Source organism: Sulfitobacter sediminis (assembly GCF_040811725.1).
In the GTDB taxonomy this organism is placed as follows: domain Bacteria; phylum Pseudomonadota; class Alphaproteobacteria; order Rhodobacterales; family Rhodobacteraceae; genus Sulfitobacter; species Sulfitobacter sediminis.
Map to the genome: position 1 here is coordinate 163,696 of NZ_JBFNXX010000008.1, position 23,039 is coordinate 186,734.

Annotated in this window: 25 protein-coding genes; 12 read left to right on the plus strand and 13 right to left on the minus strand. The window is 62.7% G+C overall.

The features are described 5' to 3' along the window. Positions 1-12: 12 nt before the first annotated feature. From AB2B41_RS12550 to hemF, 3 genes are all read left to right on the plus strand, one after another. Complete coding sequence (locus AB2B41_RS12550) at positions 13-1,182, plus strand: M20 aminoacylase family protein (RefSeq protein ID WP_367878140.1); 1,170 nt, start codon at positions 13-15, stop codon at positions 1,180-1,182. Between the two features lie 3 nt (positions 1,183-1,185). Next, complete coding sequence (locus AB2B41_RS12555) at positions 1,186-2,319, plus strand: M20/M25/M40 family metallo-hydrolase (RefSeq protein ID WP_367878141.1); 1,134 nt, start codon at positions 1,186-1,188, stop codon at positions 2,317-2,319. Positions 2,320-2,675: 356 nt separating this feature from the next. Further along, positions 2,676-3,557, plus strand: a complete 882-nt coding sequence (gene hemF, locus AB2B41_RS12560) for an oxygen-dependent coproporphyrinogen oxidase (protein WP_367878142.1) — start codon at positions 2,676-2,678, stop codon at positions 3,555-3,557. A 75-nt stretch (positions 3,558-3,632) separates the two neighbouring features. Here the strand turns inward: hemF and AB2B41_RS12565 are convergent, their stop codons facing one another. From AB2B41_RS12565 to AB2B41_RS12580, 4 genes are all read right to left on the minus strand, one after another. Then, positions 3,633-4,595, minus strand: coding sequence for an ABC transporter ATP-binding protein (locus tag AB2B41_RS12565; protein WP_367878143.1), 963 nt, complete (start codon positions 4,593-4,595; stop codon positions 3,633-3,635). Continuing rightward, complete coding sequence (locus AB2B41_RS12570; protein WP_367878144.1) at positions 4,595-5,575, minus strand: ABC transporter ATP-binding protein; 981 nt, start codon at positions 5,573-5,575, stop codon at positions 4,595-4,597. Before AB2B41_RS12570 ends, AB2B41_RS12565 begins: the two co-directional genes overlap by 1 nt. Positions 5,576-5,780: 205 nt before the next feature. Then, positions 5,781-6,743: an ABC transporter permease gene (locus AB2B41_RS12575; protein ID WP_367878145.1), complete on the minus strand. Its 963-nt coding sequence runs from the start codon at positions 6,741-6,743 to the stop codon at positions 5,781-5,783. 1 nt (position 6,744) lies between these two features. Further along, the gene (locus tag AB2B41_RS12580) at positions 6,745-7,725 is read right to left on the minus strand and encodes an ABC transporter permease (protein ID WP_367878146.1); all 981 of its coding nucleotides are present in this window, start codon (positions 7,723-7,725) and stop codon (positions 6,745-6,747) included. Positions 7,726-7,833: 108 nt separating this feature from the next. Between AB2B41_RS12580 and AB2B41_RS12585 the strand changes: the two genes are divergently transcribed. Both AB2B41_RS12585 and AB2B41_RS12590 read left to right on the plus strand, forming a co-directional pair. Then, a complete protein-coding gene (locus tag AB2B41_RS12585; protein ID WP_367878147.1) occupies positions 7,834-8,394 on the plus strand; it encodes a DUF5872 domain-containing protein in 561 nt (186 codons plus the stop codon). 3 nt (positions 8,395-8,397) lie between these two features. Continuing rightward, a complete protein-coding gene (locus tag AB2B41_RS12590; protein WP_367878148.1) occupies positions 8,398-8,490 on the plus strand; it encodes a Rho termination factor N-terminal domain-containing protein in 93 nt (30 codons plus the stop codon). Between the two features lie 7 nt (positions 8,491-8,497). On the opposite strand, the gene AB2B41_RS12595 is transcribed toward AB2B41_RS12590, so the two are convergent. Next, on the minus strand, positions 8,498-10,057 hold the full coding sequence (locus AB2B41_RS12595; protein ID WP_367878149.1) for an ABC transporter substrate-binding protein: 1,560 nt from the start codon (positions 10,055-10,057) through the stop codon (positions 8,498-8,500). Between the two features lie 157 nt (positions 10,058-10,214). Then, a complete protein-coding gene (gene denD / locus AB2B41_RS12600; RefSeq protein WP_367878150.1) occupies positions 10,215-11,180 on the minus strand; it encodes a D-erythronate dehydrogenase in 966 nt (321 codons plus the stop codon). Between the two features lie 135 nt (positions 11,181-11,315). Here denD and AB2B41_RS12605 point away from each other — a divergent pair, with 135 nt between their 5' ends. The 5 genes from AB2B41_RS12605 (at position 11,316) to AB2B41_RS12625 (ending at position 16,912) form a co-directional block, all read left to right on the plus strand. Beyond that, on the plus strand, positions 11,316-12,077 hold the full coding sequence (locus AB2B41_RS12605) for an SDR family oxidoreductase (protein ID WP_367878151.1): 762 nt from the start codon (positions 11,316-11,318) through the stop codon (positions 12,075-12,077). Further along, positions 12,074-13,870 carry an IlvD/Edd family dehydratase gene (locus AB2B41_RS12610; RefSeq protein ID WP_367878152.1) on the plus strand — a complete coding sequence of 599 codons (1,797 nt, stop codon included), beginning with the start codon at positions 12,074-12,076 and terminating at the stop codon, positions 13,868-13,870. The genes AB2B41_RS12605 and AB2B41_RS12610 overlap by 4 nt, the downstream gene beginning before the upstream one ends. Before the next feature lie 674 nt (positions 13,871-14,544). Continuing rightward, the gene (locus AB2B41_RS12615; RefSeq protein ID WP_367878153.1) at positions 14,545-15,393 is read left to right on the plus strand and encodes a fumarylacetoacetate hydrolase family protein; all 849 of its coding nucleotides are present in this window, start codon (positions 14,545-14,547) and stop codon (positions 15,391-15,393) included. Beyond that, the gene (locus AB2B41_RS12620) at positions 15,386-16,309 is read left to right on the plus strand and encodes a 2-hydroxyacid dehydrogenase (RefSeq protein WP_367878154.1); all 924 of its coding nucleotides are present in this window, start codon (positions 15,386-15,388) and stop codon (positions 16,307-16,309) included. Before AB2B41_RS12615 ends, AB2B41_RS12620 begins: the two co-directional genes overlap by 8 nt. A 12-nt stretch (positions 16,310-16,321) precedes the next feature. Further along, a complete protein-coding gene (locus AB2B41_RS12625) occupies positions 16,322-16,912 on the plus strand; it encodes a LysE family translocator (RefSeq protein WP_367878155.1) in 591 nt (196 codons plus the stop codon). A 6-nt stretch (positions 16,913-16,918) separates the two neighbouring features. Here the strand turns inward: AB2B41_RS12625 and AB2B41_RS12630 are convergent, their stop codons facing one another. From AB2B41_RS12630 to AB2B41_RS12640, 3 genes are read right to left on the minus strand one after another with little or no spacing between them, the layout of a single operon-like run. Then, on the minus strand, positions 16,919-17,320 hold the full coding sequence (locus AB2B41_RS12630) for a type II toxin-antitoxin system VapC family toxin (protein ID WP_367878156.1): 402 nt from the start codon (positions 17,318-17,320) through the stop codon (positions 16,919-16,921). Further along, positions 17,321-17,563 carry a type II toxin-antitoxin system Phd/YefM family antitoxin gene (locus AB2B41_RS12635; protein WP_367878157.1) on the minus strand — a complete coding sequence of 81 codons (243 nt, stop codon included), beginning with the start codon at positions 17,561-17,563 and terminating at the stop codon, positions 17,321-17,323. A gap of 8 nt (positions 17,564-17,571) precedes the next feature. After that, positions 17,572-17,793: a hypothetical protein gene (locus AB2B41_RS12640; RefSeq protein ID WP_367878158.1), complete on the minus strand. Its 222-nt coding sequence runs from the start codon at positions 17,791-17,793 to the stop codon at positions 17,572-17,574. 206 nt (positions 17,794-17,999) lie between these two features. Here AB2B41_RS12640 and AB2B41_RS12645 point away from each other — a divergent pair, with 206 nt between their 5' ends. Further along, positions 18,000-19,199 (plus strand): acetate/propionate family kinase, encoded by a 1,200-nt coding sequence (locus AB2B41_RS12645; RefSeq protein ID WP_367878159.1) that lies wholly within the window; start codon positions 18,000-18,002, stop codon positions 19,197-19,199. Beyond that, on the plus strand, positions 19,196-19,702 hold the full coding sequence (locus AB2B41_RS12650; protein WP_367878160.1) for a DUF4334 domain-containing protein: 507 nt from the start codon (positions 19,196-19,198) through the stop codon (positions 19,700-19,702). Before AB2B41_RS12645 ends, AB2B41_RS12650 begins: the two co-directional genes overlap by 4 nt. A gap of 44 nt (positions 19,703-19,746) precedes the next feature. Here AB2B41_RS12650 and AB2B41_RS12655 read toward each other — a convergent pair whose 3' ends face one another. The 4 genes from AB2B41_RS12655 to urtC all read right to left on the minus strand — a co-directional run bounded on the left by AB2B41_RS12655 (position 19,747) and on the right by urtC (position 23,008). Then, on the minus strand, positions 19,747-20,232 hold the full coding sequence (locus tag AB2B41_RS12655) for an Hsp20/alpha crystallin family protein (RefSeq protein WP_367878161.1): 486 nt from the start codon (positions 20,230-20,232) through the stop codon (positions 19,747-19,749). A 79-nt stretch (positions 20,233-20,311) separates the two neighbouring features. Then, on the minus strand, positions 20,312-21,019 hold the full coding sequence (urtE, locus tag AB2B41_RS12660) for an urea ABC transporter ATP-binding subunit UrtE (protein WP_367878162.1): 708 nt from the start codon (positions 21,017-21,019) through the stop codon (positions 20,312-20,314). After that, complete coding sequence (urtD, locus tag AB2B41_RS12665) at positions 21,009-21,752, minus strand: urea ABC transporter ATP-binding protein UrtD (protein WP_367878163.1); 744 nt, start codon at positions 21,750-21,752, stop codon at positions 21,009-21,011. Before urtD ends, urtE begins: the two co-directional genes overlap by 11 nt. Further along, positions 21,749-23,008: an urea ABC transporter permease subunit UrtC gene (gene urtC / locus AB2B41_RS12670; RefSeq protein WP_367878164.1), complete on the minus strand. Its 1,260-nt coding sequence runs from the start codon at positions 23,006-23,008 to the stop codon at positions 21,749-21,751. Before urtC ends, urtD begins: the two co-directional genes overlap by 4 nt. Positions 23,009-23,039: the final 31 nt, after the last annotated feature.

Sequence of the window (23,039 nt, forward strand, 5' to 3'; positions counted from 1 at the left end):
GAAATCAAACCCATGGGTATTCTGCCGATCATTGACGAGAGCACAGCAGAGCTGACCGACCTTTTCAAGGACTTCCACGAGCACCCCGAAATCGGATTTCAGGAGGTGCGCACCTCTGGCGTTGTCGCCGCCAAGCTCCGCGAATACGGCGTAGAAGAAGTGTACGAGGGCATCGCGGGCACCGGTGTTGTCGGCATCGTGAAGGGCAAGGGGGATAGCCCCCGTCGCGTGGGCCTGCGCGCCGACATGGATGCTCTGCCGATCCATGAGGAGACCAACCTTGGCTATTCTTCCAAAAACCCCGGCGTGATGCACGCCTGCGGACATGACGCGCATACCACGATGCTGCTTGGCGCCGCCAAGTATCTGGCGCGTACCCGCAACTTCGCGGGCACTGCGATCCTGATTTTCCAGCCCGCAGAAGAAGGTCTTGGCGGCGCGCGCGGAATGCTTGCGGACGGGCTTTTCGAGAAATTTCCCTGTGACGAGATCTACGGGATGCACAACTATCCAAATGGTCAACCCGGCACCGTGGGTATTTGCAAGGGCGCTGCGATGGCCGGGGCGTCTTTCTTTGACATTACTGTGCAGGGCAAGGGCAGCCACGCTGCCATGCCGCAGCAATCACGCGACCCACTGGTGATCGCCTCGATGCTGGTGGCCCAGTTCCAGACGATCCTGTCGCGTAACATCGCCCCGCTCGATTCCTGCGTGCTGTCGGTCACGCAGATCCACGCTGGCTCGGCGTATAACGTAGTGCCAGACACAGCAACGCTTGCCGGCACAATCCGCTATTTCAAAGACGAGGTGCGCGATACTGCAGAGACCCGTATGACCGAACTCTGCGAGGGTTTCGCCAAGGCGTATGGCGTAGAGATCCGCATCGATATTCGGAACGTCTTCGACGTGCTGATGAACGATCACGATCTGTCCGACGCCTACTTGGAAGCAGCGGCAGATATCGTTGGAGCCGAAAACATCTCCGGCGATGACGAGCCCGCAACCGGCTCTGAGGACTTCGCCGACATGCTCAAGGTCGTGCCCGGCGCGTATTGCAGAATTGGCCATTCCGGCACAACCGGGCTGCACAATCCATCCTTCTTCCTCGATCCCGAAATCCTGCCCGTCGGAGCCTCCGTCATGGCGCGGATTATCGAGCGGCGCATGCCCGCCGGAGCTTGACCCATGGACCCTCTCAAGCTGCCCTTCGACACCGATAAAATGCTCGCCGGACTGCGCCCGTGGATTGAGTGCGAAAGCCCGACATGGGACGCAGAAGCCGTAAACCGCATGATGGACCTTGCGGCCTATGATCTTGCTGGTCTCGGAACGGTGGAGCGGATTCCCGGCCGGATGGGCTTTGGCGGATCAGTGCGCGCGCGCCTGCCACATCCCGATCAGGGCCGGGTTCCGGGGATACTGATCGTCGGCCATCTGGACACGGTTCACCCGGTCGGCACGCTCGACGTGCTGCCGTTCAAGATTGAGGGTGATATCTGCTACGGTCCGGGTATTCAGGACATGAAGGGGGGTAACTACGCGAGTGTCGAGGCCCTGCGCCACCTGATCCGCGCCGGAATGCAGACGCCTTTGCCTGTGACCGTTCTTTTTACGCCTGACGAGGAGGTCGGTACACCTTCAACCCGTGATCTGATTGAAGCCGAGGCGCGCCGCAGCAAATATGTCCTGGTCCCCGAACCTGCGCATCCCGATGGCGGGTGCACAATCGGGCGCTACGCAATCGCGCGGTTCAACCTGCGCAGTATCGGCAAGCCAAGCCATGCAGGCGCACGTCTTGCGGACGGGACCTCTGCGATCAACGCGATGGCCCGCAAGATTATCGAAATAGAGGAAATGACCGGCCCGGACTGCACCTTCTCGGTGGGGGTGATCCATGCCGGCCAATGGGTCAACTGCGTGTCATCCTTCTGCGATGCCGAGGCTTTGAGCATGGCCAAGAAACAAGAGGACCTCGACGATGGTATCACCCGGATGCTGTCCCTGAACGGCGAGGTCAACGGGGCAAAGTTCGAGGTGACACGCGGCGTGACGCGCCCGGTCTGGAGGCCAGATCAGCCGGGCACGATGGCGATGTACGAGACTGCGCGCGAGATCGCCGCCGAACTGGGGTTCGACCTGTCTTGTAGCAGCGCGGGCGGCGGCTCGGACGGAAATTTCACTGGCGCCCTCGGAATCGCGACAATTGACGGCCTTGGTGTTCGAGGGGCTGGTCTGCATACGCTGAACGAACATATCCATATCGACAGCCTGCCCGAACGCGCCCGCCTAATTGCTGGCATGCTTATGCGGCTTGCCTAGCGCTTGCTTCACCTTTGTAACTTGGTCAGTTCAGATCAGGCTGCTCAGAATAGACGACCGCTGGGTGCGCGCCTTCTGTATCTTGGCAATTCTGGAAATCCCTCCGATTCCCGGATGAAAGGAAACGTTATACTGCCTCAAACGCAGGTTTTTTACCCCCTTTAGCCGACGAAGAGGCCCCATGCAGCGCAAAATGCATTGACGAATGCCTCAAGGCGCTTTTCAGAGGCGTGCCGGCCTGTCACCATCATCGACAGATTTCCCGCTTCGGATCAAAGACAAGGCGCAGCCTGTCACTTTCAACCGACAGACCCCCACGCTAGTCTGTTCCCGAAACAGAACAAAGAACGGCCCCAATGACAGTAGAATTCCAGACCGAAAAAGCGCAAGCCTCTGCGTGGTTCCGATGCTTGCGCGACGAGATCGTTTCCGCGTTCCACGCGCTCGAGGACCGGCACGAGACGGACACCCCTAAGGGCCGCTTCGAGGTGCGCAAGACCTCGCGCACGGCAGAGGACGGATCGGACGCGGGCGGCGGTGAGATGAGCGTCATGCGCGGCGGTCGCGTGTTCGAAAAGGTGGGCGTGAACATCTCCACCGTCTACGGCACGCTGGGCGAGCGCGCGCAGATGGCCATGGCCGCGCGCAAGGGCATTCCGGGGATGAAGGACGATCCGCGCTTCTGGGCCTCGGGCATCAGCCTTGTCGCTCACATGCAGAACCCGCATGTGCCGGCGGTGCACATGAACACCCGCATGTTCTGGACCCCGCACGCATGGTGGTTCGGCGGCGGGGCCGACCTGAACCCCTGCATCGAGTACGAAGAGGACACGGCGCATTTCCACGCCGAGATGAAACGCGCCTGCGATCGGCATGGCGCGACGCTTTATGACGAACTCAAGGCCTGGGCGGACGAGTACTTCTACATCCCGCACCGCAGTCGCGCACGCGGGGTAGGGGGCATCTTCTACGACGACCGCAACACCGGAGACTGGACCGCCGATTTCGCGCTGACGAAGGACGTGGGCGCGGCCTTCCTTCCTGCCTTCGTGCCGCTGGTGGAGAAGCGCCGTGTGCAGGACTGGTCCGATGAGGACAAGGAGGTGCAGCTGCGTCACCGGGGCCTATACGCCGAATATAATCTCGTCTACGACCGGGGCACGAAATTCGGGCTGGAGACAGGCCATGACCCGGAGGCTGTGTTGATGAGCCTGCCTCCGGTGGCGAAGTGGTACTGACGAGACGCCGTAGGATGGGTGCTCGCGCCCATCATCTTCACATCACCGCCTCGCCGGTGGGTGCAAGCACCCACCCTACTCGGCCATGTGACACGCCACCTTTGCCCCGCGCAGACCCCGCATCTGGGGCCGTTCCGCCTTGCAGCGGTCCGTCGCCAGCGGGCAGCGCGGGTGGAAGGCGCAGCCGGTTGGCGGATTGATCGGATCGGGGATTTCGCCCTTGGGCGGCGGCACGTCGCGGCCGAAGGCGTCAAGCTTGGGTGCGGCTTCCAGCAACATCTGGGTGTAGGGATGCTTGGGGTCGTCGAAGAGCTCCGTTGGTGAGGCCTCCTCGACCAGCCGCCCGAGGTAGAGAACGCCGACGCGGTCGGAGATATGCTGCACAACCGTCAGGTCGTGGCTGATGAAGAGATAGGTAAGGCCAAGGTCGTCCTTGAGGTCCGACATCAGGTTCAGCACCTGCGCCTGCACCGAGACGTCCAGGGCGCTCGTCGGCTCGTCGCAGACGATCAGCTTTGGCTCTGACGCCAGCGCGCGGGCGATGCAGATGCGCTGGCGCTGGCCGCCGGAGAACTCATGCGGAAACTTGCCCGCGTCGCGTGCTGACAGACCCACCTGTTCGAGCAGCTTCTCGGCCAGGCCCTTGGTCTCACCGCCCCGCGCCGCGACCGGCTCGACGATGATGTCGCGCACCCGCCAGCGGGGGTTGAGCGAGGCGAAGGGGTCCTGAAAGATCATTTGTATATCGGCGCGCACCGCGTCGACCTTGGCGGCATCGGTCTCGCGCGCCAGATCGACGCCACGTATTTCCACCGACCCCTCGGTCGGCGGCAGGAGGCCAACCAGCATCTTGCCGATGGTCGACTTGCCGGAGCCGGATTCGCCCACCAGCGAATAGACGGTCTTTTCCTCGATCTCGAAGGAGACGTCGCTGACGGCGGTGAGATACGCCTTCTTGCGGCGCTCGATCACCCGGTTGAGCCAGGGTTTGGAGACGTCGAAGATGCGGGTGAGATGGGCGATGGAGACGAGGGGCATCAGGCGACCGCCTCCGCCTTGTCGAGGGGGAACCAGCACGCCGCCCCCTTGCCGTCGCTCAGCGTCGGGGCGGGGTCATGGCGGCACACGTCCTGTGCGAAAGGACAGCGCGGGTGAAAGGCACAGCCGTCGGGCAGGCTGTCGAGGCGCGGCATGGCGCCGGGAATCTGGTGCAGCCGCCGCTTGCCGCGAGAGGCGAGGGGGGTCGAACCCATCAGGCCGTCGGTATAGGGATGGCGCGGGGTGGTCAGCACGTCTCTGACATTACCCAATTCGGCCAGTTTGCCCGCGTACATGACGGCGACACGGTCGGCGGCCTCGGCGATCACGCCCATGTCGTGGGTGATCAGCATGACGGCGGTGCCGCGCTCCTTGCAGAGCTTTTTGAGGAGCGCGATGATCTGCGCCTGCACCGAGACATCGAGCGCCGTGGTGGGTTCGTCCGCGATGACGAGCGAGGGTTCGGCGCAAAGCGCAAGGGCGATCACCACGCGCTGGCGCATGCCGCCGGAGAATTCATGCGGGTAGGAGTTGATGCGCTCGGCGGCACCGGGGATGCCGACCTCGTCAAGGGCTGCCACGGCCCTTTTCTCGGCCTCGGCGCGGCTGACGTTCAGGTGCGCGAGGATCGTTTCGGTGATCTGGTCGCCGATCCTGAGAAGGGGATTGAGCGAGGTCAGCGGGTCCTGAAAGACCATGCCGATTTCCTTGCCGCGCAGGCGGCGCATAGCGTCGCCCTTGAGGTGGTCGATGCGCGTGCCGTTGACGTAAATCTCGCCTTTGGCGATGCGGGCAGGGGGACTCAAGAGGCCAATGACCGCGTTACCGGCCATGGATTTGCCTGCACCGGATTCGCCCACGACGCCGAGGACCTCGCCTTTGCCGATGTCATAGGAGACTCCGTCCACGGGGCGCAAGATGCCGTGGCGGGTGGGGATTTCGACGGTGAGGTCGCGGATGGAGAGGACGGGTTGGGTCATTCAGTAGCCTCTTGCGCGCGGTCGGTCGCGGATGTCCGGCGCGCATGCGCAATGCCCGACCTCCCCCCCGGGAGGGCATTCGTAGGCTGAGCTATAACGTGCGCGGCATTGATGCTTTGAAGCATGGCCGAGGCCGCTTGCTTCGCCGATGCCCACCCGAGGTCGGGCATGGCACATCCGCGCCTTACGTCGATCAAGGGAGACATCACCGCAGCCTCGGGTTCAGAGCATCGCGCAGCCAGTCGCCGAGCAGGTTCACGGAGAGCGCCAATGCCAGCAGCGTGATCGCGGGGAAGAGCAGGATCCACCACTCGCCCGAGAAGAGGAAGCCCTGGCCGATCCGGATGAGCGTCCCCAGGGACGGCTGTGTCGGCGGCGCGCCGACGCCCAGGAAGGACAGCGTTGCTTCCGCGATGATCGCCAGCGCCAGTGAGATCGTGGCGATCACCAGGACGGGGGAGAGTACGTTGGGCAGGATGTGCTTGACCATGATCGCGGGCTTCGACCGGCCGATCAGCCGCGCGGCCTGCACGTATTCCTTGTTCTTTTCCACCAGTGTCGCGCCGCGGACGACACGGGCGAACTGCACCCAGTCCGACAGGCCAATCGCCACAATCAGCACCCAGATCGCCATCTGGTCACGGTATTCGACGGGTGTGATCCCCTTGGCGATGCCAAAGATCAGCATGGCGACGAGGATCGCGGGGAAGGTCAGCTGCACATCTGCCGTGCGCATGATGATCGTCTCTGTCCAGCCCCCGAGATAGCCTGCCAGCAGCCCCAGCGTGATACCCAGCACCATGGCAAAGAGCACCGCTGCGACACCCACGAAGAGCGATATCCGCAGACCGTAGAGGATGGTCGAAAAAACGTCCCGCCCCTGATCATCGGTGCCGAGCCAGAAGGTTTCACCGGTAAAGGCATTAGGCTCCATCGGTTTGGAAAAGCCGTTCATCAGGTTCAGCTGCGCGGGATCGAAGGGATTGTAGGGGGCGATCGGCGGGGCAAAAACGGCCGCCAGCACCATCAGCACCACGATCACGAAGGAGACGACCGCGACCGGCGAGCGCTTGAAGCTGTAGATGAAGTCCGACTGCAGCGCGAGGCTGAGGCGGGAGGGGTCCTTGAACGCGATCGGCGCGTCGGGGGGCAGGGGGGTATCTGTCATCTCAATGCGCCTTGGTCCGGTCCGCCCGCAGGCGCGGGTCGATGGAGAAATAGAGCAGGTCCACGATCAGGTTGATGCCCACGAACATGACAGAGATCAGCATCAGGTAGGCGGCCATGACGGGGATATCGACGAACTGGATCGCGTTGATGAAAAGAAGGCCGACACCGGGCCACTGGAAAACTGTCTCGGTGATGATGGCAAAGGCGATGATGGAACCCAGTTGCAGGCCCGTCACGGTGATCACCGGCACCAGAGTGTTCTTGAGCGCGTGCCGGAAATTGACCGCGCGCTCCTTGAGGCCGCGGGCGCGGGCGAAGCGGATGTAGTCCTGCCGGAGCACCTCCAGCATTTCGGAGCGCACAAGCCGCATGATCAGGGTCATCTGGTAGAGGCCGAGGGTGATCGAGGGCAGGATGAGAGCCTTGAGGCCTGACTCCGTGAGGAACCCGGTGGACCAGCCGCCGAGCATCACCGTATCGCCGCGTCCGAAACTGGGGAGCCAGCCGAGTTCGACAGAAAATAGGTAAATCAGCAAGATACCGATCAGGAAGGTCGGCAATGACACGCCGACAAGGGACAGCGACATGATTGCGTTCGCTGTGAATCCATCCCGCCTGATGGCCGTGAACACACCGAGGGCAATGCCGAATGCGATGGCAAGAAAGCCGGAAACAGCCGCCAGTTCCAGTGTTGCGGGGGCGCGCTCCAGCAGGATGTCGGACACGGGCCGCCCCTGACGGTAGCTCACGCCGAAATTGCCCTGCACGGCACCGGAGAGGAATTTCACGTATTGAACAGGGAAGGGCTGATCGAGGCCCAGCTGTGTTCTCAGCCGCTCGATATCGGCCTGGGTACGTTCCTGCCCCAGCATGTTGTCTACCGGATCGCCGACAAAGCGGAACATCGAGAATGCGACAAGCCCCACGATCAGCAGGACAAGCGCGGATTGGGCAACACGTTGGATGACATAGGCGAGCATAAGGGCAGCAGATACCGGGCAGGGCGGCGGGGTCAAGGGGGCAAAGACGCGACGGAACCAAAGCGTGCCGGGGCCGGTTGAGGCGCGAAGGTTGAGGAAGGATGCGTGATGTCATCTGCGGAAAAGACCGATTCTGAGCTGTGGGAAAAGGTGAAAGACAAGCACCTGCAAAGCGACAAGGGTGGTGAGCCGGGCCAGTGGTCCGCGCGCAAGGCCCAGCTGGCCGTTCAGGAATACAAGCGCCGGGGTGGCGCCTATGCCGAAGACGGCACGGACCAGGAAGACACCGACCTGCACCAGTGGACTGAGGAAGACTGGGGTACGAAATCAGGCGAAGCATCGGCGGACAGCGGTGAGCGGTATCTGCCCAAGAAGGTGCGCATGCTTCTGACCGAGGATGAATACGCGCGGTCGACCCAGAAGAAGAAGGACGGCGACCAACAATTCGTGGATCAGCCTGACGACGTGAAGAAAAAGGTTTCCCATATCAAGGAAAACGGCCCCACCAAGGACATGCTGATGGAGCGCGCGCAGGACCTTGAAATCGAGGGACGGTCTTCGATGGACAAGGACGAGCTGCTGCAGGCCATCGAGGACGCGACGGACGAGGACGGTCGCGGCAAGGGGTCCGTCGCGGCGCTGGAGCAGAAAACGAAGGACGCCCTTTAAGATATGGCGCAGGAGCGGGATATCGAAGGCCGCTCGGAGATGACGAAAGACGAGCTGGTCGAGGCACTGGCGAAGGATTACCGCCCTAGCCTCTGACAGGCTGCTACTGCACAGTCACCCAGCGCAGGATGAAGAAGTTGTCCGGGCGTTGGGTCAGCTCGATATTGGCGCGCGTACCCCAGACAAGCGGCTGCACGTAAAGGGGCACATAGGCGACCTCATCCTGCAGGATTCTAGCGGTTTCATCGAGCATCGCCTGCCGCTTGGCATCGTCGATCTCGGATTGGATCATCGGGAGGAGTTTATCGACACGGGCGTTTGAATAGCCCCCGAAGTTCCAGGAACCGAGCTTTTTTTCCTCGTCGGGCGTTGCGGCTAGGAACCGGATCGGGTGTTCCGCGTCGAAAGTGCCGGGTGACCAGCCCAGCAGGTACATGTCATAATTGTCCGCGCGAAGTTCCGGCCAGTAGTTCTGGACCGGCATGGCGTCGAGAGTGGCGCGCATACCAACCTGCGCCAGCATCCCCGTCACCGCCTGGCAGACGGATTCGTCGTTGAGATAGCGGTCGTTGGGACACTTGAGTCCGAAGGTAAACCCGTCGGCATAGCCTGCCTCGGCAAGCAGGGCCTTGGCTCTCTCAGGGTCGTATGCGGGCCGGTCTGCCAGAGCGTCGGAATAGCCGCGCATGGCGGGGCTGACCAACTGGCTCACTTCCTCGGCATTGCCGCGCATGATGGTTTGCAAGATTGCGGGTACGTTGACCGCATGGGCCACGGCCTGCCGCACGCGGGCATCGGCAAAGGGGTTCTTGTCTGTGGTTTCGGCAGAATACTTCAGCGCCCCGGCCTCATGCGGGAAGCCCAGCATGATGACGCGGGCCTCGATCCCCTGGATCACGTTGACATCCGGGTTCTGCTTGAGGCGCTCGGTGTCCTGGATAGGCACCGGGTTGATGAAATCCACGTCGCCCGAAAGCAGTGCTGCCACGGCGGTGGCAGGGTTCTGGATCGGCGTCAGCTCGGCACGGGTGATGTTATGCGTGGCCTCGTCCCACCAGCCCGCGTTCGGCTCCAGCGCTGTGCGCAACCCCGGCTCTCGCGCGGTGACGCGGAAGGCACCGGTGCCGTTGGTGTTGAGCGTGGCGTGATTGCCGTTCTCCTTGTCGGGACGGGTGGTGCCGTTGGCCTCGGCCCAGCTATTGTCCATCATCATCCAGTTGGCGATGCTGTCGGGAAAGATCGGGTTGGGCGCGGTGGTCATGATGTCGACAGTGTAATCGTCTACCTTGATCACCTCGGAGACCGGCGCGAACCAACTGCGTGTGTCGGCCTCTTCCGAAGACGCGCGTTCGTAGGAAAAGATCACATCGTCAGCGTTGAACGCGGCCCCGTCATGAAAGGTCACCCCTTGCCGGAGCGTGAAGCGCCAGCCCTCGCCTGCGCCGATAGGCGCCCACGCCGTGGCGAGGGCCGGTTCGATCTCCATCTCCTTGTTGCGGCGCACGAGGCCCTCGTAGACGTTGTTGAGAAAGCCGAGGACGGCGGCGGAGTTGACCGCGTGCGGGTCCATCGTCTGCGGGTCGGTGGTTTCGGCCCAGGTGAATTCGGCCGCCTGCGCGCCCGAGGCGAGCAGGAGCGCGGCGGTGACGGAGAGAAGACGCATCGCAATATCCTTTGATTGAATGGCAGACGCGGGCCCCCGGGCCCGGGATCGCAGAGATATCCCGACGATGCGCGGGGTCCGGCAAAATCGCAAGCTTCTTGGTGTGACGTCTTTGTGAAGACGTCGGTTACGGGAGCTTTTGCAGCCGCTGTTGGGGTCAGCCGGGCAAATCGTCTTCCATGTAGACGGCGATGATCTCGTCAAAGGTCTTTTCCGCCTCGAACCCCAGTGCGATGGCGCGGTCGGGCGCAAAGTCCTGCGGCCAGTTTTCCACGATGGCCATGATCGCGGGGTCGGGGACGGGCTTGATGAGGTCGACTGCCTTTTGTCCCGCGACGCGGCGCAGCGCTTCGATCTGGTCGGCCACCGTACAGCTGAGCCCCGGCATGTTGAGCGCACGGCGACCCTGCAGCAGCGCTGTGTCCAGCTTGGCCGCGTGGGTCAGGAACCGGGCGGCCGAGCGGGGGCTGGCGGGCCAGTGGCGCACGGTTTCGGGGACGGGCAGGATCGCCTCTTGCCCATTGAGCGGCTCGCGGATGATGCCGGAGAAGAAGCCGGAGGCGGCGGCATTGGGCTTGCCAGGGCGCACGCAAATGGTGGGCAAGCGCAGGGAGATGCCGTCGACAAAACCCTTGCGGCTGAAATCGCTCACCATGGTTTCGCAGACGACTTTCTGCGCGCCGTAGCTGGTTTGGGGGGCTGCGAGGAAATCGTCGCCGATCTTGTCAGGGTAGGGGCCGCCGAAGACCGCGATGGAGGAGGTGAAGACAAGACGCGGGCGGTACGTGCCGCCGGACGCCTCATGCTCGGTCTTGAGCGCGCTGAGCAGATGCCAGGTTGCCATCATGTTGATGTCCCACCCAAGGTCGAAGTCTGCCTCGGCCTGGCCCGAGACGATGGCGGCGAGGTGAAAGATCACGTCAGGACGGTGCGCGGCGAGGTGCTGGACCATGGCAGGGTCGCTGACATTGCCGGTGATCTTCTTGGCGGGCACGCCGCCCTGCGGAAATGCGCGGTCAAAAAGCGTGAGATCGGCACCGGGGAAGATGTTGTGGTCAAGGATGCGGCGGGCAAGTTTCTGCCCGATCATGCCGCCGCCGCCGAGAATGAGGATCTTGGTCATGGTCTTGGGGTCCGGGGTTATGGTCAAAACGGATGCTGTGACCTACGCTAGCGATTCAGGGCGAAAGGGCCAGATGGGGCGCGTGTTTTTCTGCGGCTGCCCTTTTGGTATTTCGCGAACTTGGGGGAGATTCACGTGACAGGACAGAGACTTGCGGGGAAGCGCGTGCTCGTGACCGCTGCCGCCCAGGGGATCGGACGGGCAAGTGCGATTGCCATGGCGCGTGAGGGGGCGACGGTCTTTGCGACCGACGTGAACACGGATTTGCTGGGCACGCTGCCGGAAGAGGCTGGCGGGTCGGTCGAAGCCTTTGCGCTGGACGCACGCGACGACGCCAGTGTGAAGACGGAGGTCGCGCGGGCAGAGCCCGATGTGCTTTTCAACTGCGCCGGTTTCGTGCATCACGGCTCGGTGCTGGATGCGACGGACGAGGAGATCGACTTTGCCATGGATCTCAACCTGCGTTCCATGGTGCGCACGATCCGCGCGGCGCTGCCGGGGATGCTGGAGCGGGGCGGAGGGTCGATCATCAACATGTCCTCCGCCGTAGGGTCGGTGATCGGGGCGCCGAACCGGTTCGTCTACGGGATGACCAAGGCGGCGGTCGTGGGGCTGACGAAATCGGTGGCTGTGGATTATATCACCGAAGGAATTCGCTGTAACTGCATCTGCCCGGGTACGGTCGAGAGCCCGAGCTGGCATGCGCGCGTGAAGGCGCTTGGCGAGAAGCTGGGAAACTACGACGAGGCGATGGCGCAATTCGTGGCGCGGCAGCCGATGGGGCGTGTGGCTTCTCCAGAAGAGATCGCGGCGCTGGTCGTCTACCTTGCCAGTGACGAGAGCGCCTTTACCACGGGACATACCCATATCATCGACGGAGGCTGGTCAGGCCAATGACAAAGATCACGAAAGACGACCTGCGTTCGCGCAAATGGTTCATGAATCCCGACAATCTGGAGATGACGGCGCTCTATCTTGAGCGCTATCTCAACTACGGGCTGACGCGGGAGGAGTTGCAGTCGGGCAAGCCCATCATCGGGATCGCGCAGACGGGCAGCGACCTGAGCCCTTGCAACCGGCATCATCTGGAACTGACTAAGCGGGTGCGTGACGGGATCATCGCGGCGGGGGGTACGGCGATTGAAATCCCGGTGCATCCCATTCAGGAGACGGGCAAGCGGCCTACCGCGTCGCTCGACCGGAACCTTGCCTATTTGTCCCTTGTAGAGACGCTTTTTGGCTATCCCATCGACGGCGTGGTGCTGAACATCGGCTGTGACAAGACCACGCCCGCGCTTTTGATGGCGGCGGCCACGGTGAACATCCCGGCGATTGCGCTCTCCGTTGGGCCGATGCTGAACGGCTGGTGGAAGGGGGAGCGCGCGGGCTCCGGCACCGTGATCTGGAAAGCGCGGGAGCAACTGGCCGCCGGAGACATCGGCACCGATGAATTCATGGAGATCGCGGCGGCCTCGGCCCCCTCGGTCGGGTACTGCAACACGATGGGTACCGCCACGACAATGAACTCGCTCGCCGAGGGGCTGGGGATGCAGCTGCCCGGTGCGGCGGCGATCCCGGCACCCTACCGGGAGCGGGGGCAGATCAGCTATGAGACCGGTAAGCGGATCGTCGAGATGGTCTGGGAAGACCTGCGGCCTTCGGACATCATGACGCGGGAGGCGTTCGAGAATGCCATCGCCATTAACTCGGCGATTGGTGGCTCGACCAATGCGCCCATTCACCTCAACGCCATCGCGCGGCATCTGGGCGTACCGCTCGACAACGGCGACTGGCAGCGGGTGGGGCACCATGTGCCGCTCTTGGTGAACATGCAACCGGCGGGGAAATACTTGGGCGAGGACTACCAGCAGGCGGGCGGGGTGCCTGCCGTGGTGGGCGAGTTGATCGCGGGCGGGTTGTTGCCGCATCCCGGGGCGATCACTGCGAATGCGCGGAGCATGGGGGAGAATTGCGAAGCGTTTCGGTCAAAGAATACCGATGTGATCAAGCCCGCCAGCGATCCGATGAAAGAGCATGCGGGGTTCATCAACCTCTCGGGCAACCTGTTCGAGAGTGCGATCATGAAAACCTCCGTGATTTCGCCTGCGTTCCGGCAGAAGTACCTGTCGAACCCCGATGGTCCCGACGTTTTCGAGGGGCGCGCGGTGGTCTTTGACGGGCCCGAGGATTTCCATCACCGGATCGACGACCCGTCCGAGAACATCGACGAGACCTGCATTCTGTTCATGCGCGGGGCAGGGCCCAAGGGCTATCCCGGGGCCGCGGAGGTCGTAAACATGCGGCCGCCCGCGTATCTGATCAAGAAAGGGGTCGAGGCGCTGCCCTGCATCGGTGACGGGCGGCAGTCGGGGACTTCCGGCTCGCCCTCGATCCTCAACGCGTCGCCTGAGGCGGCGGACGGCGGGGGCCTCGCGCTCTTGCAGACAGGCGACCGGGTGCGGATTGATCTGAGGAAAGGCACGGCGGATATGCTGGTGCCGCTGGATGAGCTGAACGAACGCGCGCGGGCGCTGGAAGCGGCAGGGGGATATGCCGTGCCCGAAAGCCAGTCGCCCTGGCAGGAGATGTTCCGCGAGCGTGTTGGGCGGCTCGATCACGGAATGACCCTTGAAGGAGCCGATAAGTTCAGGGACATCGCGCGTCAGTTTATGCCGCGCGACAATCACTGAGGGATTTCGCTTTTCGTCTGCGACATATGCAGTTGTCTTGGAGCAGTTCACCGACACAGCCTGGGGCCGAAGGATTTACGTGACTCCGCGCCGCGCCGGACTCCGTTTGTTGTCTACCCCAGAGCCCGCCGTTCGGTTCACGGGGTCGTATAAGTTGCGCTTCATTTCATTAGGCTAATTGATATAGCCATTCACAAACGGAGCTAGAGAACCTTAACTGCTTGCAATCACCGTGCCAATCAAACGACAGCTCGGTCTGAACCGATCCTTTTTTATGTTATTGGTCCAACTGTGTGGCCCGGTTGTGATTGGATCAAGAACGAGCAGAGGAATCTGTGGTCTGAACACGCTGTAGTCTCTTTAGCAATTGGCATACCTGAGCGGGGTTAAGCGGGAAGATCGGGGCGATTTTCGCATTCACCATTATCATAATCTCTCCTCGTTTCTCAGTGGGCAGGCATATGAGGGACCTAGATGGTACACCGGCTTGCAAACACAAAGATGGTCACTCCATGAAATATCTGCGGCACTTGGCAACTTGTTGATGGGTTTCGGCACACGTTTGCCCTTTTTCAAGTGTTCGCGTTCTCAATAAACAAAGAGGATGCTGGAACTCCTTCAGTTTTGGGGGATATGTCGGCGGTTAGTAACGCAACGCCCTATGAGGACGATCTATGAAACTTCTGCGCTACGGCCCTGCGGGGGCCGAGAAACCGGGTATGCTGGATGAGGCGGGCAAGCTGCGCGATCTATCCGCGCATGTGCCGGACTTCACCGGTGCCATGCTGAATGATGCGAGCCTTGCGAAGCTGCGCGCGCTCGATCCCGAGAGCCTGCCGCTGGTCGAGGGCGCGCCGCGTCTGGGGCCCTGCGTCGGCAACATCGGCAAGTTCATGTGCATTGGCCTGAACTACTCGGACCATGCCGAGGAGTCGGGCATGGCGATCCCGAAACACCCGAATCTGTTCTTCAAGGCAAACTCCGCCATCGTGGGGCCGAACGACGACGTCGTGATGCCGCGCGGGTCAACCCACACGGATTGGGAGCTGGAACTCGGCGTGGTGATCGGGAAGGCCGCGAAATACGTCTCCAAAGCTGAGGCTCTGGACTATGTCGCGGGCTATTGCATCTGCAACGACGTGTCCGAGCGGCATTTTCAGAACAATCTCACCGGCCAGTGGACCAAGGGTAAATCCTGCGACACCTATGGGCCAACGGGCCCTTGGCTGGTGACGCGGGACGAGGTGCCGGACCTGCAAAACCTGTCGATGAGCCTTGATGTGAACGGAGAGCGGCGGCAGGCGGGGAACACCTCGACCATGATCTTTACCGTGGCGGAGATCATCGAACACCTGAGCCATCTTTTCACGCTCCACCCCGGCGACGTGATTAGCACCGGCACACCGCCCGGCGTGGGCATGGGGATGAAGCCGGAGCCCGTGTACCTGAAGAAAGGCGACGTGATGGAGTTGCGCATCGAGGGGCTGGGGGAACAGCGGCAGCGGGTGGGCGAGGATGCCTGATCTTTTGCAGATCGGCACGATCACCGAGGCGATGCGCGCGCGCCTTGCGGAGGCTTTCACCATTCACCAGCTGGAGGATTACCCGGCGGAGCGGATCACCCATATCGTCACCAACGGCGCGGTGGGTGTACCGCCAGAGGTGATGGCGGCGGTGCCGAACCTGAAGGTGATCAGCGGGTATGGTGTGGGCTATGACGCGGTGGATGTGGAAGAGGCCGTGAGGCGCGGGATCGTCGTGGCCCATACGCCGAATGTGCTGAACGACGAGGTGGCGACAACGGCGGTGATGCTGCTGCTGGCCTGTTACAGGGAGCTGTTGCGCGACGATGCGCATGTGCGATCGGGCGCGTGGGAGGCGAGCGGAGGCGCAGCTTTGACGCGGACGACGGACAATCAGACGGTGGGCATCCTCGGGCTGGGGCGGATCGGTCAGGCGATTGCGCGCAAGCTGGCGCCTTGGAACCCGACGATCCTCTACCATTCCCGCAGTCCGAAGGATGTCGAATACACCTACTACGACGATCTCGTTGCCATGGCCCGGGAGGCCGATGTGCTGATCTGCATCACGCCCGGCGGGCCGGAGACGCATCACATCGTGAACGCCGAGGTGCTCGAGGCGCTGGGGCCGGAGGGGACGCTGATTAACGTCAGCCGTGGGTCCGTGGTGGACGAAGCGGCGCTTATCGCGGCCCTGCAGAACGGGACGCTGGGCTGGGCAGGGCTCGATGTCTTTGAGGAGGAGCCGCATGTACCGCAGGCGCTGCGCGATTTGCCGAACACGGTACTGCTGCCCCACGTGGGCAGCGCGACGGTCGAGACGCGGGCGGCGATGGGGAACCTCACGGTTGACAACCTTTTGCAGCATCTCAAGGACGGCAAGGTGCTGACGCCAGTGCCGGAATGCGCGCATCTTTGAAGTGGCACCCGGATGATTGAATTCGCGCTTGCCGTCTTTTTCCTGCTGATCACACCCGGACCCGGCGTGCTGACCACGGCGGGGATCGGGGCCGCCTTTGGCTTTCGCGCGGGGCTGGGGTTCATGACCGGGCTCTGCCTTGGCGGGTTCGTGACGATGATGATGGTGATCACCGGCATGGCGGCGGTGATCCTCGCCGTGCCCTGGCTGCGGCTCGCACTGCTCTTTACCTCGGTTGCCTATCTCACCTATCTCGCCTGGCGCGTGGCTAGTGCCGGCGCGCAGGTGGGGTTCATCGCCGCGAAAGTGCCGCTGGGGTTCTTCAACGGTTTCGCGCTGCAGTTTATCAACCCCAAGGCCTATGTGGTGGCGACGACGCTCTTTTCAGGTTTCGCCTTTATGCCCGCGCATCCGGTGGGGGAGGTGATCGCCAAGCTGATCATCTTCAACGCGATCTGGATACCGGTGCACCTGATCTGGTTGGGGGCAGGTGTGAAGCTGCATGCGCTGAACCTGAGCCAGCGGACGCAGCGCATTATCAACATCGGCATGGCCGCCGCGATGCTGGCAGTGGTGGGGATCGCGCTTTTCGCGGTGCGGTGACGCTGCTCAGAACGGGTTCAGCAGCCTGACCCCTGTCGGCGCGAAATTTGAGGTGTTGCGGGTCACAACGGTGGCGCCGTGGGACAGGGCCGTCGCGGCGATCATCAGATCGGCGCCGCCGTGGCCGATGCGCGCGGACAGCTGTCCCCAGAGGCGCGCGTCAGCTGCTGTGAAGGGCAGGATACGGTCGGCAAAAAGCGTCTCGGTCCGGTCGAGCCAGGCGCGCAGATCCTTGGCAAAGTCGGGATTGCGGTTGTCCTGCAGTGCGATGCCACGGGCGATTTCGCCTAGGGTGATGGCGCTGAGATAGAGCGCATCCTCGGGCTGGGCATAGAGCCAGGCGGCGAGGGTCTGACTGCGCTCGGGACGGCGGCCGGAGGAGATGACGTTGGTATCGAGGATGAACATTCAGAATTCGACGTCGCGCAGTTTCGCCTGCATCCGTTCGGGCGCGTCGCCGGGAAAGGCCAGCAGGTGATCGGCAAACCGGCCCCGCGCGCCGCCAGCGGCATCGAGAAGGCGGTGGTATTCATCGGCAGACAACACGACGACAGCGGGCTTGCCCCGGCGCGATACTTTCTGCGGTCGTCCGGCGAGAGCAGCCTCAACCACGGCGCTGAATTTGTTCTTGGCGTCTTGCAGGGTCCACATGTCGATCTCTATGTCTTAGCTAGATAGCTAGCTAGATGTAGAACATCAAGGTTTTCATTGGCCTGTGTCGGCTTTGATGATGTGATCCCCCCAACAGCATCAATGTGCCAAGGTGGGTCTGCGATGATCCACAAAAGTAAGACGGTCATGTCGGAGATTATCTCGGTCGGGCTGCTAACAGCGTCGATGTCGAAGGCCAGCAGGAATTGTCCAAATTCATAGGTTTGCATGGTGAGCCCTCCGGGTCAGACAATGATTGCTTCCAGCAAAGAAACGCGCCGCCGCGCGGCGGCGGAAAAAGGTACAATAATAGCGTGAAAGCAAGCAGCCTCTGGTTGATCTGGCAAGAATTCCGAGCAGGTATGGAAAAGCCTCGGTTGTGTGCGGGCGCTCTGGTGGGGATAGTCAGAGGGGAGTAAACGGGGAGAACAGCCACATGACCGAAAAGCTGGTCGTGACCTTCAATGCGGGATCGTCAAGCCTGCGCTCGGCGGTGTACCGGCTGGGTGCGGGCGGACCGGTGAGGCTGCGGAGCTACAGCCTGCGGGGTCTGCCGAACCGGATGATCCTCAGCACCCGCGACCCCGTGGAGGGGACCGGGGAGGAGACGGATTTCGGGGTGCCCTCCAGTACCGAGCGGGCGCATCCCGAGGCCCTCGCGCATATGTTCGGCGCACTCGACGGGCTGGGCGCACTCGGCACGATCTGCGCGTTTTCGCATCGGGTGGTTCACGGGGGGACCGAGTTCATCGCGCCGGTGCGTGTGACAGAGGAGGTGCTTGCGCGGCTCACAGGTCTCGAAACCCTCGCCCCGGCGCATCAGCCGCACAACCTGCGGCCGATTCGCCAATTGCAGGAACACTACCTCGGCATCCCGCATTTCGCCTGTTTCGACACCGCATTTCACCGGACCCAGCGGCGCGAGGCGCAGATTTTCGGCCTGCCGCGCGCGCTGACCGAGGACGGGGTGATCCGCTATGGCTTTCACGGGCTGTCCTACGACTACATCGCACACAAGCTGCAGCGATCTTTCCCGGACCTTGCCGCCAAACGGGTCATCGTTGCGCATCTTGGCCACGGGGTGAGCATGTGCGCGCTTGACCGGGGCCGTAGCGTGGCGACGACCATGGGGATGACGGCGCTGGACGGGCTACCGATGGGGCACAGATCGGGCGCGGTCGACCCCGGCATCCTGCTGCACCTGATGCTGGATCGCGGCTATTCCCCTGAGGACGTACGCGAGCTCCTCTATACGCGGTCCGGGCTGCTGGGTGTCTCGGGGATCAGCGACGAGATGAATGACCTCCTTGCAAGCGACCGGGTCGAGGCGGCGGAGGCGGTCGATTACTTCGTCTTCCGCTGCCGCTGGTACTTCGGCGCGCTTGCCGCGACACTGGGGGGTGTCGATGCGGTTGTGCTGACGGGCGGCATGGGGAAATACATCCCGCAATTGCGCGCGCGACTAGTCGCGGAGCTGGAATGGCTGGGCGCTGAGCTGGACCCTGCCGCCAATGCGGCGGACGGGCCGTTTATCACGACGCAAGAGAGCCGCCTGCCCGTGCTGATGTTGCCTACGGACGAGGAACGGGTGCTGGCGCGCTGCGCCTATACGCTTTTGGGGGAGGGTGGGGGATGAACCAGCGCATGACGACCGGAGAGGCCCTGGCGTGGTTTGATACGCTCGGGACGGTGAGCGTGGAGGAGATGCTGGGCCGCTGGCGGGGCGAGGGGATCGACACCGGCCATTATCTCGACGGGATGCTTGAGGCCGCGCGCTGGCACGGCAAGGTCTTTGAAAGCGCCGATGAGGGGTTTCCGCTGGTCCATTACGGACCATTCGGCGGGCGTTACTGCATCAATCCGGCACTGCTGCCGATCCGGCTCTGCGCGGCGCTGCCCGCGAAGTCGGTCCTGTTTCCCGTGCTGATGCCAGTCCTGCGCCCGATCCTGTCCACCCGCAAGCCGAAATCACGGCTGCGGATGACGGAATATCGCGGCAAGCTTAGCGCCACGATGATCTATGACGCCAAGCCCATCAACGACGTCTTTCGCCGTATCGACGCGGACAGCGTCCTGGGTCTGATGGACCATCGCGGCGATGCCGAACCCTTCTTCTTTAAGCTAATCCGCGAAGCCTGATAGGCGGACGCGCCCCGCCGAATGCGGGCCACGTCGCGCGTGGCCTATTTGGCCGAAGACACCTTGATTTTCCTGGTGTTTTCTACCACCTCGGGCGGTTTGGGGATGGTGACGGTCAGCACGCCGTCCTTGACCACCGCCTCGACCTTGTCGGCGTCGATAGTGAAGGGCAGGGACATCACGCGCTGAAATGATCCTGAGCTGCGCTCGATCCGGTGGAACTCGCGGCCCTTTTCGTCGCTGCGCTCTTCCTTCTCGGATTTCTTCTGGCCCTTGATGATCACCCGATCGCCCGAGACGGAGACGTCGACATCCTCCTCGGTCATGCCGGGCAGTTCGGCGGTGACGCAGAATTCCGTATCGGTCTCGCTGAGATTGGTGCGCACGTTGAAGGCACTTGCATCCTTGAAGAGACCGCCGCCGAAATCGTCGAACAGGCTGTCCACCTCCTTGCGGAGCGAGACCAGCGGGTTTTCGTCATTCGGGCGGTTCTTGAGCCAGTTCATCGGCAGATAATCTTGGTAGGACATCCGGAAATCTCCTTGTGCTGGATGGGACCGGCAAAAGGTATTACCGCAGGCGTTGCCCGGATTGAGCAAAGTCAAGAAATCAGACCGATACAGCCTTTTGCAGCCGGGCGAGCGAAATTTCGCTTTTTGTCCCGCGCAGGGTTGCGGCACCGCGTTCCAGAACGAGGAACCGGTCGCCGAGGTCGTAGGCGAAATCGAGGAATTGTTCGACAAGCACGATGGCCATGTCGCCCCGGTCGCGCAGGGCTTTGATCACTTCGCCGATGTGTTTGATGATGTTGGGCTGAATGCCCTCGGTCGGCTCATCCAGCAGCAGGAGTTTCGGCCGGGTGATCAGCGCGCGGGCGATGGCAAGTTGCTGTTGCTGCCCGCCGGACAGGTCCCCGCCGCGGCGTGAAAGGAATTCCTTGAGGATCGGAAACAGCTCGAAGATGTCGTCGGAGATGAAGCGTTCGGCGCGGGGCAGGCAGGCGAAGCCGGTCTCCAGGTTTTCGCGCACGGTAAGGAAAGGAAAGATCTCCCGGCCCTGTGGAACATAGGCCACGCCCTTTTGCGCAAGGGCGTGCGCGGCGGTTCTGCCGATGGTTTCGCCCTCAAGGAGATAGTCGCCGCCGCTATGGGGGTGCGTGCCCGAGATCGCCTTGAGCAGGCTGGTCTTGCCCACACCGTTGGTACCCATGACGCAGGTCACTTCGCCCTCCCGGGCGCTGATGCTGACGCCGTTCAGGATCTGGCTGCTGCCATAATGCAGGGTCAGGTCGCGGATATCGAGAAGGTCAGCGGCCAAGATACACCTCGATCACTCTCTCGTTCGATGTCACATGGTCGAGGCTGCCCTCGGCCAGGACCGACCCTTCGTGCAGCACGGTGACCTTGCAGCCAAGGCGGCGGACGAATTCCATATCGTGCTCCACGACGATAACCGCGCGGGTCTTGGCGGCCTCGACCAGAAGTTCGGTTGTGTGTTCCCGCTCTGCCGCCGTCATGCCCGCAGCCGGTTCGTCGACCAGCAGCAGGCGGGGTTCCTGCGCAAGCAGCATGCCGATTTCCAGCCATTGTTTCTGTCCGTGCGACAGCTCGCCAGATTTGCGATGCAGGGCAGGGGCAAGGCCGATCTGATCGGCAAGGTCCGCCACCTTTTCTAGGTCCGCTTTGGAAGGGCGGAAACGCAGCACGGAAAAGGGACTCCGGTCTTTCTTAAGCGCCAGCATCAGGTTGTCTGCGACGCTCTGGTCTTCGAAGACCGTGGGTCGCTGGAACTTGCGCCCGATGCCTTCCTGCGCGATGCGGCTTTCGGACATGGAGAGCAGTGAGACGGACTTATCGCCCCAAAAAAGGACGCTGCCACTGTCGGGCCGTGTCTTGCCGGTGATGATGTCCATGAAGGTGGTCTTGCCCGCGCCGTTCGGGCCGATCACCGCGCGCATTTCGGCGGGGCCGATCTGGAACGTCAGGTTGTTGATGGCCCTGAACCCGTCGAAGGAAACGGAGACGCCGGAGACCTCAAGAAGCATGCTCATTTCTCGGCCTCCCGTTCCTGCAGCGCGCCGGGGTCGGGGCCAAGGTCCGCGCCATGGCGGTCGGGATGGCGGCGTTCGGTAATCAGATCGGTCAGCCCGCCGATGCCGCGCGGGGCGAACAGGGTGACGGCGACGAATGACAGGCCCAGCAGGATCGTCCACCAGTCGACCCATTGGATGGTGTAGAACCCGAGGTTGATGTCGGGGGCCTGCCCGCCGGTGAACCAGGTGGAGAGGAGCGAGACGAAGGCCGCGCCGATGACAGCGCCGTAGAGCCTGCCGCGTCCGCCGATGGCGACCCAGACGGCGAGGTAGATAGAGGCGATGGGGGCGATCTCGGCCGGGTTGATGATGCCCGCCTGGGGATAATAGAGCGCGCCGGCAATGCCTGCGATGACGGCGGTGAAAGTGAAGATGAAGAGCTTGTAGGCCTCGACCGAGTAGCCGAGGAAGCGCACACGCGCCTCGTCATCCCGGATCGCGCGGATGACCGAGCCGAACTTGCCCGAGACCACCCAGGCGCAAAGCACGTAGCCCAGGCCTAGGGCTGCGGCCGAGGCCCAGAGGAAGACAATGGAAATGGTTGATTGCGGCACATGGTCAAGGCCCGGCAGGTTCTGCAGACCCGAGAGGCCATTGTTGCCGCGCAACCCGCTGTCGTTCTGGAAAAGGTAGAGCGACAGGGCGAGTGTCATCGCCTGCGTGAGGATCGACAGGTAGACGCCCGTCACCCGGCTGCGGAAGGCGAGCCAGCCGAAGATGAGTGCGATCAAGCCGGGGATCAGCACGACGGCAAGCAGTTGCAGCGGCAGGGAATGGGCGAAAGCCCAGATCGGCGGAAACTCGGACGCACCCACGACGCCAAAGATCTGGCCTGCGATGCCGTCCGAGATCTCTTGTGGTGTCGGGGGCAGGGGGGCGGCGGCGAGGCTCTCGCGCACGATGATCTCGGTCCGCGCATACATCAGCCACATGCCGATGGCGTAGCCGCCGATGCCGAAGAAGGCCATGTGACCGAGCGAGAGGATGCCGCAGTAGCCCCAGACGAGGTCCATGGCGAGGGCAACGAGGCAGAGGCAGAGCATCTTGCCCAGCGTTTTGACGAAGCTGGTGGAGATCACACCGATGCCGAACCCTTCGGCAAGGATCGTGACGCCGAGGGTTAAGAGGGCCAGAAGGCCGAGGAAGATCAGCACCGACGGATAGCGCGCAACAAAGGGGCGGCGGGGCGTGTGTGTGGCGGCGATGTCGGTCATGTATGCGCCCCCGCGAGGCTTTTGCAAAAAC

Bases quoted from the DNA above. Each gene is read 5' to 3' on its own strand.
- AB2B41_RS12550 (WP_367878140.1), top strand. From the start codon at position 13: ATGGGTATTCTGCCGATCATTGACGAGAGCACAGCAGAGCTGACCGAC.
- AB2B41_RS12555 (WP_367878141.1), top strand. From the start codon at position 1,186: ATGGACCCTCTCAAGCTGCCCTTCGACACCGATAAAATGCTCGCCGGA.
- hemF (WP_367878142.1), top strand. From the start codon at position 2,676: ATGACAGTAGAATTCCAGACCGAAAAAGCGCAAGCCTCTGCGTGGTTC.
- AB2B41_RS12565 (WP_367878143.1), bottom strand. From the start codon at position 4,595: ATGCCCCTCGTCTCCATCGCCCATCTCACCCGCATCTTCGACGTCTCC.
- AB2B41_RS12570 (WP_367878144.1), bottom strand. From the start codon at position 5,575: ATGACCCAACCCGTCCTCTCCATCCGCGACCTCACCGTCGAAATCCCC.
- AB2B41_RS12575 (WP_367878145.1), bottom strand. From the start codon at position 6,743: ATGACAGATACCCCCCTGCCCCCCGACGCGCCGATCGCGTTCAAGGAC.
- AB2B41_RS12580 (WP_367878146.1), bottom strand. From the start codon at position 7,725: ATGCTCGCCTATGTCATCCAACGTGTTGCCCAATCCGCGCTTGTCCTG.
- AB2B41_RS12585 (WP_367878147.1), top strand. From the start codon at position 7,834: ATGTCATCTGCGGAAAAGACCGATTCTGAGCTGTGGGAAAAGGTGAAA.
- AB2B41_RS12590 (WP_367878148.1), top strand. From the start codon at position 8,398: ATGGCGCAGGAGCGGGATATCGAAGGCCGCTCGGAGATGACGAAAGAC.
- AB2B41_RS12595 (WP_367878149.1), bottom strand. From the start codon at position 10,057: ATGCGTCTTCTCTCCGTCACCGCCGCGCTCCTGCTCGCCTCGGGCGCG.
- denD (WP_367878150.1), bottom strand. From the start codon at position 11,180: ATGACCAAGATCCTCATTCTCGGCGGCGGCGGCATGATCGGGCAGAAA.
- AB2B41_RS12610 (WP_367878152.1), top strand. From the start codon at position 12,074: ATGACAAAGATCACGAAAGACGACCTGCGTTCGCGCAAATGGTTCATG.
- AB2B41_RS12615 (WP_367878153.1), top strand. From the start codon at position 14,545: ATGAAACTTCTGCGCTACGGCCCTGCGGGGGCCGAGAAACCGGGTATG.
- AB2B41_RS12620 (WP_367878154.1), top strand. From the start codon at position 15,386: ATGCCTGATCTTTTGCAGATCGGCACGATCACCGAGGCGATGCGCGCG.
- AB2B41_RS12625 (WP_367878155.1), top strand. From the start codon at position 16,322: ATGATTGAATTCGCGCTTGCCGTCTTTTTCCTGCTGATCACACCCGGA.
- AB2B41_RS12630 (WP_367878156.1), bottom strand. From the start codon at position 17,320: ATGTTCATCCTCGATACCAACGTCATCTCCTCCGGCCGCCGTCCCGAG.
- AB2B41_RS12635 (WP_367878157.1), bottom strand. From the start codon at position 17,563: ATGTGGACCCTGCAAGACGCCAAGAACAAATTCAGCGCCGTGGTTGAG.
- AB2B41_RS12640 (WP_367878158.1), bottom strand. From the start codon at position 17,793: ATGCAAACCTATGAATTTGGACAATTCCTGCTGGCCTTCGACATCGAC.
- AB2B41_RS12645 (WP_367878159.1), top strand. From the start codon at position 18,000: ATGACCGAAAAGCTGGTCGTGACCTTCAATGCGGGATCGTCAAGCCTG.
- AB2B41_RS12650 (WP_367878160.1), top strand. From the start codon at position 19,196: ATGAACCAGCGCATGACGACCGGAGAGGCCCTGGCGTGGTTTGATACG.
- AB2B41_RS12655 (WP_367878161.1), bottom strand. From the start codon at position 20,232: ATGTCCTACCAAGATTATCTGCCGATGAACTGGCTCAAGAACCGCCCG.
- urtD (WP_367878163.1), bottom strand. From the start codon at position 21,752: ATGAGCATGCTTCTTGAGGTCTCCGGCGTCTCCGTTTCCTTCGACGGG.
- urtC (WP_367878164.1), bottom strand. From the start codon at position 23,008: ATGACCGACATCGCCGCCACACACACGCCCCGCCGCCCCTTTGTTGCG.